13 protein-coding genes are annotated in these 14061 nt (G+C 63.5%); 2 read left to right on the forward strand and 11 right to left on the reverse strand.

Features of this window, described 5'->3' with window-relative positions:
• Positions 1–8 precede the first annotated feature (8 nt).
• The 9 genes from A7A09_RS07560 to mutM all read right to left on the reverse strand — a co-directional run bounded on the left by A7A09_RS07560 (position 9) and on the right by mutM (position 9431).
• The gene (locus A7A09_RS07560; protein ID WP_106690832.1) at positions 9–890 is read right to left on the reverse strand and encodes a ribokinase; all 882 of its coding nucleotides are present in this window, start codon (positions 888–890) and stop codon (positions 9–11) included.
• A gap of 109 nt (positions 891–999) precedes the next feature.
• On the reverse strand, positions 1000–1929 hold the full coding sequence (locus A7A09_RS07565) for a cytochrome c1 (RefSeq protein WP_106690833.1): 930 nt from the start codon (positions 1927–1929) through the stop codon (positions 1000–1002).
• On the reverse strand, positions 1826–2218 hold the full coding sequence (locus tag A7A09_RS20765; protein ID WP_170167045.1) for a hypothetical protein: 393 nt from the start codon (positions 2216–2218) through the stop codon (positions 1826–1828). Before A7A09_RS20765 ends, A7A09_RS07565 begins: the two co-directional genes overlap by 104 nt.
• 12 nt (positions 2219–2230) lie before the next feature.
• A complete protein-coding gene (gene petB, locus A7A09_RS07575; protein ID WP_106690834.1) occupies positions 2231–3553 on the reverse strand; it encodes a cytochrome b in 1323 nt (440 codons plus the stop codon).
• 12 nt (positions 3554–3565) lie between these two features.
• Positions 3566–4126 (reverse strand): ubiquinol-cytochrome c reductase iron-sulfur subunit, encoded by a 561-nt coding sequence (gene petA / locus A7A09_RS07580; RefSeq protein WP_106690835.1) that lies wholly within the window; start codon positions 4124–4126, stop codon positions 3566–3568.
• A gap of 217 nt (positions 4127–4343) precedes the next feature.
• Positions 4344–5129 carry a RadC family protein gene (gene radC / locus A7A09_RS07585; protein ID WP_106690836.1) on the reverse strand — a complete coding sequence of 262 codons (786 nt, stop codon included), beginning with the start codon at positions 5127–5129 and terminating at the stop codon, positions 4344–4346.
• Positions 5130–5192: 63 nt separating this feature from the next.
• Positions 5193–6365 (reverse strand): molecular chaperone DnaJ, encoded by a 1173-nt coding sequence (gene dnaJ / locus A7A09_RS07590; RefSeq protein ID WP_106690837.1) that lies wholly within the window; start codon positions 6363–6365, stop codon positions 5193–5195.
• A gap of 79 nt (positions 6366–6444) precedes the next feature.
• On the reverse strand, positions 6445–8364 hold the full coding sequence (dnaK, locus tag A7A09_RS07595) for a molecular chaperone DnaK (protein ID WP_106690838.1): 1920 nt from the start codon (positions 8362–8364) through the stop codon (positions 6445–6447).
• 221 nt (positions 8365–8585) lie between these two features.
• Positions 8586–9431 carry a bifunctional DNA-formamidopyrimidine glycosylase/DNA-(apurinic or apyrimidinic site) lyase gene (mutM, locus tag A7A09_RS07600; RefSeq protein WP_106690839.1) on the reverse strand — a complete coding sequence of 282 codons (846 nt, stop codon included), beginning with the start codon at positions 9429–9431 and terminating at the stop codon, positions 8586–8588.
• A gap of 100 nt (positions 9432–9531) precedes the next feature.
• Between mutM and ubiE the strand changes: the two genes are divergently transcribed.
• Together ubiE and ubiB are read left to right on the forward strand one after the other, a co-directional pair.
• Entirely contained in the window at positions 9532–10278 is a 747-nt protein-coding gene (ubiE, locus tag A7A09_RS07605; protein WP_106690840.1) for a bifunctional demethylmenaquinone methyltransferase/2-methoxy-6-polyprenyl-1,4-benzoquinol methylase UbiE, read from the forward strand.
• Complete coding sequence (ubiB, locus tag A7A09_RS07610) at positions 10278–11804, forward strand: 2-polyprenylphenol 6-hydroxylase (RefSeq protein ID WP_106690841.1); 1527 nt, start codon at positions 10278–10280, stop codon at positions 11802–11804. The genes ubiE and ubiB overlap by 1 nt, the downstream gene beginning before the upstream one ends.
• A gap of 246 nt (positions 11805–12050) precedes the next feature.
• Here the strand turns inward: ubiB and A7A09_RS07615 are convergent, their stop codons facing one another.
• Both A7A09_RS07615 and pqqE read right to left on the reverse strand, forming a co-directional pair.
• Positions 12051–12827: a quinoprotein dehydrogenase-associated SoxYZ-like carrier gene (locus A7A09_RS07615; protein WP_106690842.1), complete on the reverse strand. Its 777-nt coding sequence runs from the start codon at positions 12825–12827 to the stop codon at positions 12051–12053.
• 2 nt (positions 12828–12829) lie between these two features.
• On the reverse strand, positions 12830–13966 hold the full coding sequence (gene pqqE / locus A7A09_RS07620; protein ID WP_106690843.1) for a pyrroloquinoline quinone biosynthesis protein PqqE: 1137 nt from the start codon (positions 13964–13966) through the stop codon (positions 12830–12832).
• Positions 13967–14061: the final 95 nt, after the last annotated feature.

Below are 14061 nucleotides of genomic sequence, written 5' to 3' on the forward strand. Positions count from 1 at the left end.
GGTCGGGATCATGCGTCCGGCTGATCCGACAGGAAAACCCGCACTTCGTCGCGCGAGGGGATGGCGTCGCCGGCCCCCGCCCGGGTCACTTTCAATGCCGCTGCAGCCGAGGCGAGGCGAAGCGCCTCGGGAACCGCATTGCCTCGGTCAAGCGCTGCGGCGAAATAACCCGCGAACGTGTCCCCTGCGCCGGTCGTATCGATCGGATCAACGGGGAATGCCGGGTGGCGATGGACCTGCCCGGTTTTCAGGTCGCGATATTCGGCCCCCTCGGCGCCACGGGTGATCAGCAGGGCCTCGACCGGCAGTTCTCCGGCCATGGCGGCAAAGAGCTGCTCTGCCTCGCCCGCATTCATCGCAAGGATGGAGACATGGGCCATGACCTCGCGCAGCGCGTCGAGATCGAACGGGGCCGCCGAATAGATCACCCTCGCACCGGCGGCGCGGGCGATCCGTGCGGCCTCGACCTGGCAATTGGTTTCGTTCTGGATCAGCAGCGTGTCTTCGCGGGTAATGTGCCGCAATGCCTTCTCCAGCATCGCGGCCTGCAATGCGCGATTCGCGCCCGGATTGATGATGATTGAATTCTCGGCCGTCGAATCCAGCAGGATGAGGGCATGGCCGGTCACATTGTCCGGCAGCCGCTGGATACTCCCGGTATCGACGCCTGCGGCTTGGAGCCTCTGGATCACCCATTCGTCGCCCTCGCCCATCGCGCCAAGATGCCGCGTCACCGCCCCGGCCAAGGCGGCCGCGATGGATTGGTTCGCACCTTTTCCGCCCAATCCGACCGAGTAGCTGCTGGCGGCAAGCGTTTCGCCGGGAAGCGGCAGGTGCTCCATCCGGTAGACATGATCGATATTGATCGAACCCAGATTCCAGATCGCCATCAGCTTCTCTCCTTGCGCTTGTATGTGACCGGGGCTGCCCCGCCTTGTCCAGTAATGAAAAACGCGCCCCGCAAGGGGGCGCGTCCGGTGCGTCTTGGGGATGGCTGGATCAGGTATCCAGCTTCTTGCCCTTATGCGGTGCCCAGAGCCGCTTGTTGGTCAGGTATAGCAGCGCAGTCAGCACGATCAGGAACAGGACCGAGACGAGGCCGACCTGCTTGCGGTCCATCAGCTTGGGTTCGGCTGTCCACATCAGGAAGGCAGCCACGTCGGTGGCCATCTGATCGACCGTGGCCGGGGTGCCGTCCTCATAGGTGACCAGATCTTCCGAGAGCGGCGGCGGCATGCCGATACTGCCGGTCGAGAAGGCGGTATTTTCATAGAGAACCGTTCCCGCTTGCTCGATTTCCTCGCCGGTATAGCCGGTCAGGATGGCGTGGATATATTCCGGACCGCCGATCCCGTTGAAAAACTGGCTGATGCCGGTGCCATAGGGACCGTGGAAACCCGCCCGGGCCTTGGCCATCAGGGACAGGTCCGGCCCCATACCGTCGCCAGTGACGGCGGGGAAATGGTCGGTCGGCAGGCGCGGACGCTCTTCGCCGGTTTCCTTGTCGATGATGGTCATGTTGGCGGCATAGGCACGGACCTGATCCTCGGGCAGGCCGGGGCCGCCTTCGTCATGCAGGGTGCGGATCGGGACGAATTTCATGCCGTGGCAAGCAGAGCAGACCTCGGTATAAACCTGAAGACCACGCTGAAGCTGGAACTGGTCATATTTGCCGAACGGTCCCTCGAAGCTGAAATCGATATCCTCGATATGACCGCCGCCATGTCCGCCGCCTTCGGCCTCGGCATGACCCTCATCGGCGCCCTCTGCGGCATGTTCGGCACTCTCGCCTTCTTCCGCTGCGGGCTCATCCGCAGTGGCGTCTTCAGCCGCCGGTTCTTCGGCGGCAGCTTCCGCTTCCCCGGCATCTGCTGCGGGTTCTTCTGCCGCTTCTTCCCTCTGCGGCAGGTTCTTCCGCTGCGGGCTCATCCGCAGTGGCGTCCTCGGCCTCCGGTTCTTCGGCCGTAGCCTCCGCTTCCCCGGCATCTGCTGCGGGTTCTTCGGTCGCTTCTTCCCCTGCGGCAGGTTCTTCCGCCGCAGGTTCATCTGCAGTGGCATTCTCTGCCGCCGGTTCTTCAGCGGTGGAGCCGTTTTCCGAAGCGGGTTGCTGCGCCTCGGTGGGCTGTTCGGTTGTATCGGCCTCTTGCGCCAGCGAATAGCCGGTCGCGAAGATGGTCAGGGCCGCAACAGCCGTGAGCGTCTTGGTTCTCAGGGTCATTGATGGCTCTCCTTACTCGGCCGGATGCGCTTTGGCGCCGTAATGATCGTTGAAATCCTCTTCGATGGTCGTGGGCATCGCATCGGGCTTTTCGATCACGCCGAGCAGCGGGAGGATCACCAGGAAATAGGCGAACCAGTAGGCCGCGCCGGCCAGAGCGATATAGGGATAAATCCCCTCGGGAGGCTGCGCGCCGACCCAGGTCAGGATCACGAAATCAGCGGCCAGCAGCCAGAACCACCACTTGAACAGCGGACGATAGCGGCCCGAGCGGACGCGGCTGGTATCCAGCCAGGGCACCAGCGCCATGACCAGGATCGCGCCGAACATCGCCAGCACGCCGAAGAACTTGGCGTCGATGATGCCAAAGGACAGGAAGTTGACCAGTTGCACCAGCCAGACATCGGCGGTGAAGGCGCGCAGGATCGCGTAGAAGGGCAGGAAATACCATTCCGGCACGATATGCTCGGGCGTGGCCAGCGCGTTTGCCTCGATATAGTTGTCGGGGTGGCCCAGGTAGTTGGGCATGAAGCCGACAATGGCAAAGAACACCACCAGGATCACGCCAAGCGCGAACAGGTCCTTCATCACGAAATAGGGCCAGAATGGCAATGTGTCCTTTTCGGCCTCTTCCTTCGAGGTCCGGCGCACTTCGACACCCGTCGGGTTGTTGTTGCCGGTGGTGTGGAAGGCCCAGATATGGACGACGACCAGCGCCGCGATGATGAAGGGCAGCAGGTAGTGCAGCGAGAAGAAGCGGTTCAGCGTCGCGTTATCCACCGCCGGTCCGCCCAGCAGCCAGGTCTGGATCGGCTCGCCGATGCCCGGGATCGCGCCGAACAGGCCGGTGATCACGGTCGCACCCCAGAAGGACATCTGGCCCCAGGGCAGCACGTAGCCCATGAAGGCGGTGGCCATCATCGCCAGGTAGATCAGCATGCCGATGATCCAGGTCACCTCGCGCGGGGCCTTGTAGCTGCCGTAATAGAGACCGCGGAAGATGTGGATATAGACGGCGAAGAAGAACAGCGAGGCGCCGTTGGCATGCAGATAACGCAGCATGTAGCCGCCATTCACGTTGCGCATGATATGCTCGACGCTGGCAAAGGCCAGGTCGACATGCGGCGTGTAATGCATCACCAGGACGATGCCGGTGACGATCTGCAGTCCCAGGCAGAAGGCCAGGACGATGCCCCAGATCCACCACCAGTTCAGGTTCTTCGGCGTGGGGATCATCAGCGTGTCATAGAGAATGCTGACCACCGGCAAACGGCGGTGGAGCCAGCGCTCAAAGCCCGATTTGGGCTCGTAATGGTCGTGCGGAATACCGGCCATGTGGTGCCCTCCTCAGCCCAGCTTGATGGTGGTTTCGTCGACGAATTCGGCGACCGGGATATGCAGGTTCTGCGGCGCGGGACCTTTGCGGATGCGCCCTGCGGTGTCGTAATGCGACCCGTGGCAGGGGCAGAACCAGCCGCCGAAATCGCCCGCTCCGTCACCGATCGGGACGCAGCCCAGATGGGTGCAGACGCCGATCATCACCAGCCATTCGCCGCTTTCGTCCAGCGAGCGGTTTTCGTCGGTCGCGGGCTCGTCCGGCTTGTTCTGGTTCTCGGCGCTCTGGTCGATCAGATCGCCCAGATCGACGGCGCGTCCGGCCTCGATCTCTTCGGGGGTCCGGCGGCGGATGAACACGGGCTTGCCCAGCCATTTCACGGTAAGCTGGGTGCCGACATCGACGCCGCTGACATCGACCTGGATCGAGGACAGGGCCTGAACATCGGCCGAGGGGTTCATCTGGTTCACAAGCGTCCAGGCGGCGGCTCCGGCGGCCACCGTGCCTGCACCCGCCGTGGCATAATAGAGGAAATCCCTCCGGGTGCCTACGTGGTCATCTGCGTGGGACACGGGTCATTCTCCAGTTCGGGCCAATTGGTCGGCCGATATGTCATTCCGGGCCGCGTTTCATCGCAACCTTCGCGTAGGCGGTTCTAGCGTTCAAATCCCCGTCAGTCCAGCGGGTAAGCCAAAACCGAAAAGCCTTGTGGCCCGTCTATGTTGAAAAAATGTCGCGTGCGATCGAAAGCGGCTGCGCTGTTTTGTCGCGGGGTAAGGCTGCGGGCTTTTAAAGCAGGCCTTCCGACCGAAAGCTGAGTTCGCGCGATTTGCCGATGATCAGGTGATCGTGGATGGTGATTCCCATACTGTCCGCAGCTCGTGCGATCTGCGCCGTCATGGCGATATCCGCATCGGATGGGGTCGGATCGCCGGATGGATGGTTGTGGACCAGGATGAGTGCGGAGGCGTTGAGTTCCAGCGCCCGGCGGATGATCTCGCGCGGGTAGACCGGAACGTGATCGACGGTGCCGCGCGCCTGTTCCTCATCGGCGATCAGGATGTTCTTGCGGTCGAGATACAGCACGCGAAGCTGTTCGATCTCGCGATGGGACATGCTGGTGTGGCAATAATCCAGCAATGCCTGCCAACCCGACAGAATCGGTCGGAGCAGGACCTTGGCGCGGGCCATGCGCTGTGCGGCGGCCTCGACCAGTTTCAACTCGGTGACGACGGCATTGCCGACCCCTTCGACCTCGGTCAGCCGCGACGGGGCCGCAGAGAGAACGCGGTTGAAATCCCCGAAATGCTCGATCAGGCGGCGGGTCAGTGGCTTGACGTCCTGTCGTGGAATCGCCCGGAACAGGACCAGTTCCAACAATTCATAGTCCGGCATCGCCGCAGCGCCGCCTTGCAGGAAACGTTCGCGCAGCCGGGCCCGGTGATCGGCAAGATAAGAGGGGGTGGATTTGCGTCCCCGCGCCGCCGATCTGGTGGAATTGGCGGCGCGATGATCCAGAACTGCCGGGTCGAACAGGGGCAGTGGTTTCTGTTCAGGCGGATGATTCGTGTCCATGCCCGGATCATGCGGGGATGGAATGAAAAAAGCCCTAAACGGGGGCGTATGGCCGCCCCCGTATCAGCGAGTCATGTCGTCCCAGAACCCTTTGACCTTGTTGAAAAAATTTGTCGATTGAGGGCTGTTGTCAACTTTTTCGGCCTCGAATTGGCGCAGCAGTTCCTTTTGACGGCTGTTCAGGTTCACCGGGGTTTCGACCGTCAGCTCGATCAGCATGTCGCCCGCCTCGCCATTCGCGCCCGGACCGTGGCGGAGCGGAGGCATGCCCTTGCCGCGCAGGCGCATCTGCCGACCCGTCTGGCTGCCGGCCGGCACCTTCACGCGGGACCGGCCGCCATCGATGGTCGGAACCTCGACCTCTCCGCCAAGCGCAGCGGTCGCCATGCTGACCGGCACCTGGCAGGCCAATGTCTTGCCGTCGCGCAGGAAGATCTCGTGTTCCTTCACCTCGATGAAGATATAGAGATCGCCCGCGGGACCGCCCCGCATCCCGGCCTCGCCTTCGCCCGCAAGGCGGATACGGGTGCCGGTTTCCACGCCCGCCGGGATGTTGACCGACAGGGTGCGATCCTTTTCGACCCGGCCCGCTCCATGACAGGATTTGCAGGGGTTCTTGACGATCTGGCCCTGGCCGCCGCAGGTGGGGCAGGTGCGTTCGACGGTGAAAAAGCCCTGCTGCGCCCGAACCCGCCCCATGCCTGAACAGGTCGGACAGGTTGCGGGCTGGGTCGCGCCCTCGGCGCCGGTCCCGTTGCATTCTCCGCAGGCGACCGAACTGCTGACGCTGATGGTCTTTTGCAGGCCGGTATAGGCATCCTCGAGCGATACGCCCAGGTTGTAGCGCAAGTCCTGACCGCGCTGAGCGCGCGAACGTCCACCGCCCGCGCCGCCGCGCCGGCCCATCATGTCGCCGAAAAGATCGTCGAACACATCGGCGAAGGCCGAGCCGAAATCGCCCGGATGCGCGCCGCCGCGACCGCCAAAACCGCCGCCGCCCATGCCGCCATTCTCGAAGGCCTGGTGGCCGAACCGGTCGTATGCCGCCTTCTTCTGCTCGTCCTTCAGGCAGTCATAGGCCTCGTTCACCTCCTTGAACTGAGACTCGGCGCCGGGATCGTCCTTGTTGCGGTCAGGGTGAAGTTCCTTCGCCTTCGAGCGATAGGCCTTCTTGATCTCGTCTGTCGAGGCCCCGCGCTTGACCCCGAGAACATCGTAATAGCAACGCTTGGCCATGTTATGTCCTGTTTACTGATCCCCGGAACGAAATCCGGCCCGCATTGAGACGCGGGCCGGTCCAGGGATACGGCCCGGATCAGCCGCGTTTCTTGTCTTCGCCGAGATCCTCGAAATCGGCGTCCACGATGTCCTCGTCGGCGGCGCGGGGTTCGTCCTCGCTGCTGCCACCGGCGCTGTCGCTATCGTCCTGCTGAGCCTTGTAGATGGCTTCGCCCAGCTTCATCGACGCGTCCATGACATTCTGGATGCCGGACTTGATCTTGCCGGCGTCGTCCGACTTGACCGATTCCTCCAGCGCGCCGATGGCCAGTTCGATCGCCTCGACGGTCGATTCGTCCACCTTGTCGCCATGCTCTTCCAGCGATTTGCGGGTCGAGTGGATCAGGCTTTCGGCCTGGTTCTTCGCCTCGACCAGTTCGCGGCGGTCCTTGTCGGCCTCGGCATTGGCCTCGGCATCCTTCACCATCCGCTCGATATCCTCGTCGGACAAGCCGCCCGAGGCCTGGATGGTGATGTTCTGCTCCTTGCCGGTGCCCTTGTCCTTGGCGCTGACCGACACGATGCCGTTGGCGTCGATGTCGAAGGTCACCTCGATCTGCGGCATGCCGCGCGGCGCGGGCGGGATGTCCTCGAGATTGAACTGGCCAAGCAGCTTGTTGTCGGCGGCCATCTCGCGCTCGCCCTGGAATACCCGGATCGTCACCGCGTTCTGGTTGTCCTCGGCGGTCGAGAAGATCTGGCTCTTCTTGGTCGGGATGGTGGTGTTGCGGTCGATCAGCCGGGTGAACACGCCGCCCAGGGTTTCGATCCCCAGGGACAGAGGGGTCACGTCCAGCAGCACCACGTCCTTGACATCGCCCTGCAGCACGCCGGCCTGGATCGCGGCGCCCAGTGCCACGACCTCGTCGGGGTTCACGCCCTTATGCGGCTCTTTCCCGAAGAAATCGGTGACTTCCTGGAACACCTTGGGCATGCGGGTCATGCCACCGACCAGAACCACCTCGTCGATATCGGATTTGGAAACGCCCGCATCTTTCAACGCTTCCTGGACCGGCTTCATGGTCCGTTTGATGAGGTCGCCCACAAGGCTTTCCAGCTTGGCGCGGGTCAGTTTCATGACCATGTGCAGAGGCGTGCCGGAATCCTTGTCCATCGAGATGAACGGCTGGTTGATCTCGGTCTGGCTGGAGGAGGACAGTTCGATCTTGGCCTTCTCGGCCGCCTCTTTCAGGCGCTGGAGCGCCATCTTGTCCTTGGTCAGATCGACGCCATGTTCTTTCTTGAACTCATCGGCGAGGTAATTCACGATCCGCATGTCGAAATCCTCGCCGCCGAGGAACGTGTCCCCGTTGGTCGATTTCACTTCGAACAAGCCGTCGTCGATTTCCAGGATGGTGATGTCGAAGGTGCCGCCGCCAAGGTCGTAAACCGCGATGGTCTTCGTTTCCTTCTTGTCGAGGCCATAGGCCAGCGCCGCCGCCGTCGGCTCGTTGATGATGCGCAGCACTTCGAGACCGGCGATCTTGCCGGCGTCCTTGGTGGCCTGACGTTGGGCGTCGTTGAAATAGGCCGGAACTGTGATGACCGCCTGCGTGACCTCTTCGCCCAGGTAGCTTTCGGCGGTTTCCTTCATCTTCTGAAGGATCATCGCGCTGACTTGCGCGGGGGAATAATTCTCGCCCTTCACCTCGACCCAGGCATCGCCATTGCCGCCATCCACGATGGAATAGGGGACCAGTTTCTTGTCCTTCTCGACGGCCTCGTCGCCGATGCGGCGGCCGATCAGGCGCTTGACGGCGAAAACGGTGTTGGTGGGGTTGGTCACGGCCTGACGCTTGGCGGATTGGCCGACCAGACGCTCTCCGTCGGTGAAGCCGACGATCGAGGGGGTGGTGCGTGCGCCTTCGCTGTTCTCGATCACCTTCGGCTGGCTGCCATCCATGATGGCGACGCAGCTATTCGTGGTACCGAGGTCAATCCCGATGACTTTGGACATGTATCTCTAACCTTTCTTGCGGCGATATGATGAGCTTGGGTCCGTTATGGCCCCCGCGGCCCGATCCCTATGATTGATTCACGCCCGGAACGAATCCGTGGCTTCGCGGCTGTATATAGGTGGGGAAAATGAGGCTGCAAGCGGGGAGTCGGTGCTTATTGGCCCCGAAATTCGCAGAATTGTCGTCATTTCCGCCTTTCCGTGGTCCGAGGCGCCGAGTGTTAGCGTTGACAACATGGGCAGAAAAAGCTCGACCGGCCCGATTGCACGATCCGCCTGATATGACCGGCACAGCCATCGGTCTGACAGGATGCGCCCTCGCGGTCATAGACGCGAAAGCTGTGCTGGAAATATCCCAGCTCCCCACTCGCCTGCCGGTGATCGCGCAACGACGAGCCTCCTGCCGCGATGGCATCCCTCAGCACATCGCGGATATGCCCGGTCAGCGCCGCAATCCGTTCCTTGCCGATGCGGCCCGCAGCCCGGCGCGGATCGATGCCGGCCCGGTGCAGCGCCTCGCTGACATAGATATTGCCGAGGCCCGCGACGATCCGCTGGTCCAGCAGCGCCTGCTTGACCGGCGCGCGCCGCCCGGCGAAAGCCGCCGCCAGATAGCCCGTATCGAAACCCGGGTCGAACGGCTCCGGTCCTAGATGAGCCAATAGCGGATGGGCCTCGCCTTCGCGGATCAGGTCGATCATGCCGAAGCGGCGGGCATCGTTGAAGGTGATCGTCGTGCCCGACCCGGTCACGATCACGACATGATCATGACGCGGCAGGATGGACGGATCGCGATGGAACCCGGCCAGCCCCGCGCCCTCGACCAGAAGCCGCCCCGACATGCCCAGATGCATCAGCAGCGTGCCGCCCCGGTCCAGGTCGGCCAGCAGGTATTTCGACCGCCTGCGCAAAGCCGTCACCGTCGCGCCGGTCAACACCTGCACCAGGTCGGGCGGCAGGGGCCAGCGCAAATCGGGACGGCGCGCCTCGGCACGGGCAATGCGCTGGCCCTCCAGATGCGGCTGCAAGCCGCGCCTGACCGTCTCGACTTCCGGCAGTTCCGGCATGGCGTTCCTTTCGCTGCATTGCGCCTTGGGCGCATCCCGGTCATTGTGCGCGCGGCGCGCCTGACGTATCTGGCGCGAAGGACAGCGGACGGCAAGCGCGATGAGCGAAAAGAAACAGACCCATTTCGGTTTCCGAACCGTGGACGAGGACGACAAGGCCGGGCTGGTCCATGGCGTGTTCTCCAGCGTGGCCTCGCGCTATGACCTGATGAACGACCTGATGAGCGCGGGCGTCCACCGTGTCTGGAAGAATGCGATGATGGATTGGCTCGCACCGCGCAACGGCCAGCATCTGCTGGACGTGGCCGGGGGCACTGGTGACATCGCCTTCCGTTTCCTCGACCGGGCGCCGGGTGCGCGCGCCACTGTCTGTGACATGACCGAATCCATGCTGGTCGAGGGGCGCAAGCGCGGCGAGGCCGCCAAGCTGGCCAGCCGGTTGGCATGGGTGACCGGTGATGCGATGCGGCTGCCTTTCGCGGATGACAGCTTCGACCGCTACACGATCAGCTTCGGCATCCGCAACGTCACCCGCATTCCCGACGCGCTGGCCGAGGCGTTCCGCGTGCTGCGTCCCGGCGGACGGCTGATGGTGCTGGAGTTCAGCCGGATCCCGGTGCCGATGATGCAATGGGCCTATGACCGCTACAGCTTCAACGTGATCCCGGCGATGGGGCAGGCGGTGACCGGCGACCGCGACAGCTATCAATACCTGGTCGAATCGATCCGCCGCTTTCCGGATCAGGAGGCGTTCGGCGAAATGATCCGCCAGGCCGGATTCGGCCGTGTTCAATGGCGCAACCTGTCGTTGGGCGTCGCCGCGCTGCATTCCGGCTGGAAGCTTTAATGCGCGGTCCGCATAACATCCTGCGCCTGATCCGCACCGGCGCGACATTCGAGCGGACCGGCGCAATGGGCGTGGCGCTTGACGCGATCGAGGCCCCGGCCCGGCTGCGCCTGGCGGCGCGGGTGCTGGGCTGGCCGTTCCGCTGGATGGGTTACAAGGGCAATCCCGATCTGCCGCCTGTGACGCGCGCGATCACGGCGCTCGGCCCCGCCTATATCAAGTTCGGACAGATCCTCTCGACCCGCGCCGATGTCGTCGGCACTGAACTGGCCGATCAGTTGCGGATGCTGCAGGACCGGCTGCCGCCCTTTCCGACCGAGACCGCCAAGCAGATGGTCGCGGCCGAGCTGGGCCGGCCTGTCGATGAGCTGTTCTCGGAATTCTCGGAACCCGTTGCGGCGGCTTCCATCGCGCAGGTCCACCGGGCAAGGCTGCGCGAGACCGGGCAAGAGGTTGCCGTCAAGGTGCTGCGTCCCGGCATCGTGGGTGCCTTTCGCCGCGATATCGATGCGTTCCATTTCGCCGCCGGAATGATCGAGGGTATCGCCCCCTTCAGCCGCCGCCTGCGGCCCCGCGATGTTATCAGCCATTTCGAGTCGGTGGTTACCGGTGAACTCGACCTGAGGCTTGAAGCCGCCTCCGCCTCGGAATTCGCCGAGAATACCCGCGAGGACAAGGACTTCGCCATCCCGCTGCCGCATTGGCACCTTTCATCACGGCGGGTGCTGACCTCGGACTGGGCAGAGGGCATTCCGATGGGCGACCGCGAAGCGCTGATCGCGGCGGGCCACGACATCACCCGTGTCGCCCGGCGGGTGATCCAGCTTTTCCTGCAACACGCGCTGCGCGACGGCTTTTTCCATGCAGACATGCATCACGGCAATCTCAAGGTCGCGCCGGACGGGGACATTGTCGCCTATGATTTCGGGATCATGGGCGAGATCGACGAATATACCCGCCGCGTCTATGCCGAGATCCTGATGGGCTTCATCCATCGCGACTACCGCCGCGTGGCGCGGGTGCATTTCGAGGCGGGCTACGTTCCCCGCGACCGTGACGAGGCGGCCTTTGCCCGTGCCCTGCGCGCGGTGGGGGAACCGATCTTCGGCGCCGATGCCAGCCAGATCTCCATGGCCAACCTGCTGGCCTATCTGTTCGAGGTCACCGAGCGCTTCGGCATGCCCACACGGACCGAGCTGATCCTCTTGCAGCGGACCATGGTGGTTGTCGAAGGCGTCGCGCGTTCGCTGGATCCGCAACTGAACATGTGGGAGGCGGCCAAGCCCGTCGTCTCGGATTACATCAAGGCAAGCCTCGGGCCACGGGCGATGGCGAAGGACGCGATGCAGGTGGCGCAGACATTGGGACGCTATGGCCCGTTGCTGCCGAAGCTCGTTGACCGGATGCTGTGGGAAAATGCGCATGCGAAGCCCCAGCCCAGGAAGAATGGCCACCGCCGGGGCTATGCGGTGGCTGCGGGTGTGGCGTTGGCAGTGGGGCTCGGGGTCGGCCTGTTACTCGGATGACGAAATCCTGTCCCGCGACATTGCCGGACCGAGATTATCAGCGATCTGTTCAACCCCGATGGTCTTGCTCCCAATGAGGCAGCGGGTGCTGGTCAATCCTTGCGACAGTTTTGCAAGATTGTTTTCAGATCTGGCACATTCGGCTCCTTGTCCGGCGTGGATATTCGCATCCGAACCGTAGCGCCCATTATGAAGAAGGAACCAGAGCCTGTGTCGTGAAGACAACCATGAATTGCCGGAGATGCGTCAGCCCGCCGCGTCGAAGGTCCGGTCCCAGATATTGCCTTCGGTATCCTCGGCATGGACGCTGATCGGCTTGCCGTTGGGCCTATAGGCGAAACGGAACACCGGATCCTCGCTGACCGAGATTCCCGCCTGCATCGAGAACAGCAATTCATCGCCCTGCCGCACCTCCAGCCTGTCGATGAAATGGGCGGGAATATTCATCAGCGTCACCTGATCGCGTTGCAGCCCGGAAAACATCGGATGGCGGATCATCAGCGTGCCGATGCTGCGATCCCCGTCCTGTGCGGTTTTCCAGCGCATCTCGCCCATGGTCTCTTTCACCGCCGCCATGTCCTTGCCCGCCGGAGCCGAGCAGCCGCCCGAAGCCTTGACGAAGCGTCCGGCCATGATCTTGCCGCCATCCACACGGCTGCCGATGGCGCGCAGGTCGGTATAGGCATCGACACGGACACGGACCTCGAAATCAAGCGGCATCAACGCCTCGCCGAAGCTGTATTCGGCGGCCACGGGGGCCGGGTTCTCGTCGATCATCAGGGTCAGGTCGGTCAGTGCCGGGGCACCTGCCGCTTGCGTCAGCCGGATCGGAACGATGGCCGCGTCATTGGCGCGCATCGGGGCATCGACATCGAGGATGCCAGCATCGATCGGCGGTTCCTCGGTCAGGCCCAGGACCGATTCACGCAGGTCGTTCCATGTTTCCGAAGGCTGCAGCGGGTTCTCCTGCGCCAGAACGGGCGAGGTCATCAGAAGCGCCGCAGCCGTAAGCCATGCCTTCATTGTCATCCTCCCTTCTTCATGCGCCGGTAGATCAGTTCTGCCGTATCAGCGCCCGCATCCTCCTCGGCCCGGGCGACGACCTGCGCATGCAGCGGCGATTTCGAGCAGACCGGATCGGTCGCCCGCGCATCGCCCGCGATGGCCATAGCTTGACACCGGCAGCCGCCAAAATCCATGTTTTTCCGCTCACAACTGCGGCAGGGTTCAGTCATCCATCCGGTGCCGCGAAAGGCGTTGAAGGCCTCCGAGAGGTGCCAGATGTCGGACAGGGAGCGGTCGCGGACATTCTCGAACCGCATCCAGCCGATGGAACCGGCGGCGTGGCAGGGCAGGACCGAGCCATCGGGCGCGACATTCAGCCCGGTCGAGCCCCAACCGCCCATGCAGGCCTTGGGATAGACCGCGTGATGATCGGCGGGAACGTAATCGATGACCATCCGCCCGCGCAGCCGGATGCGGGCATCGTTCACCACCTGCCGCGCGAAGGCTGCCTGTTCGCGGGTCGGCATCAATGCCTTGCGGTTCAGGTCGGCCCAACCGTGGAACTGCACGGTCGCCACCTCGATCCGCCTTGCGCCAAGGGTTTCGGCAAGCTCGATCATGTCGGGCAGGCGTTCCATGTTCTGGCGATGGACGACGGCGTTGATGGTCAGGGGAAAGCCGATCTCTGTGACCCATCCGGCGAATCCCATCTTCTTGTCCCAGGACCCCGGATGGCCGCTGATCCGGTCGGCCATGTCGGGGCGGATGCCCTGCAGCGATAGCTGGACATGATCGACTCCCTTGCTGTCCAGTTCCTCCAGCCGTTGACGGGTGATACCGATGCCCGAGGTGATCAGGTTGACATAAAGCCCCGCCGCGCGCGCCGATTCCGCGATCTGCGCCAGGTCGCGCCGGGCACCCGGCTCGCCGCCCGAGATATGCACCTGCAACACGCCCAGATCGGCAGCTTCGCGGAAGACCCGCGCCCAGTCCTCGGCGGGCAGTTCGGCCTGCGCACGGGTCAGTTCGACCGGGTTCGAGCAATAGGGGCAGGAGAGCGGGCAGCGATGGGTGATCTCGGCCAGCATCGCCATGGGCAGGCCGGGAGCGACCGGGTTGCCGTCGAGATCGCGGGGCTGGGCGGGGAGATCCTTCATGACGAGTCCTTCGGGTGTGATTGGAACCTGCAACCGGGGGTTTCACACCCCCGGACCCCCGTGGGATACTTAAATGAAGAAGAAGAGATGCGCGG

The sequence above is a fragment of the Paracoccus methylarcula genome (assembly GCF_003007735.2).
Lineage (GTDB): Bacteria > Pseudomonadota > Alphaproteobacteria > Rhodobacterales > Rhodobacteraceae > Paracoccus > Paracoccus methylarcula.

What these genes read in the sequence shown, in the direction of transcription:
- ubiB (WP_106690841.1), top strand. Translation starts at nt 10,278, where the DNA reads ATGCGCGGTCCGCATAACATCCTGCGCCTGATCCGCACCGGCGCGACA.
- A7A09_RS07560 (WP_106690832.1), bottom strand. Translation starts at nt 890, where the DNA reads ATGGCGATCTGGAATCTGGGTTCGATCAATATCGATCATGTCTACCGG.
- dnaK (WP_106690838.1), bottom strand. Translation starts at nt 8,364, where the DNA reads ATGTCCAAAGTCATCGGGATTGACCTCGGTACCACGAATAGCTGCGTC.
- dnaJ (WP_106690837.1), bottom strand. Translation starts at nt 6,365, where the DNA reads ATGGCCAAGCGTTGCTATTACGATGTTCTCGGGGTCAAGCGCGGGGCC.
- A7A09_RS07615 (WP_106690842.1), bottom strand. Translation starts at nt 12,827, where the DNA reads ATGAAGGCATGGCTTACGGCTGCGGCGCTTCTGATGACCTCGCCCGTT.
- A7A09_RS20765 (WP_170167045.1), bottom strand. Translation starts at nt 2,218, where the DNA reads ATGACCCTGAGAACCAAGACGCTCACGGCTGTTGCGGCCCTGACCATC.
- pqqE (WP_106690843.1), bottom strand. Translation starts at nt 13,966, where the DNA reads ATGAAGGATCTCCCCGCCCAGCCCCGCGATCTCGACGGCAACCCGGTC.
- petB (WP_106690834.1), bottom strand. Translation starts at nt 3,553, where the DNA reads ATGGCCGGTATTCCGCACGACCATTACGAGCCCAAATCGGGCTTTGAG.
- mutM (WP_106690839.1), bottom strand. Translation starts at nt 9,431, where the DNA reads ATGCCGGAACTGCCGGAAGTCGAGACGGTCAGGCGCGGCTTGCAGCCG.
- radC (WP_106690836.1), bottom strand. Translation starts at nt 5,129, where the DNA reads ATGGACACGAATCATCCGCCTGAACAGAAACCACTGCCCCTGTTCGAC.
- ubiE (WP_106690840.1), top strand. Translation starts at nt 9,532, where the DNA reads ATGAGCGAAAAGAAACAGACCCATTTCGGTTTCCGAACCGTGGACGAG.
- A7A09_RS07565 (WP_106690833.1), bottom strand. Translation starts at nt 1,929, where the DNA reads ATGAGCCCGCAGCGGAAGAACCTGCCGCAGAGGGAAGAAGCGGCAGAA.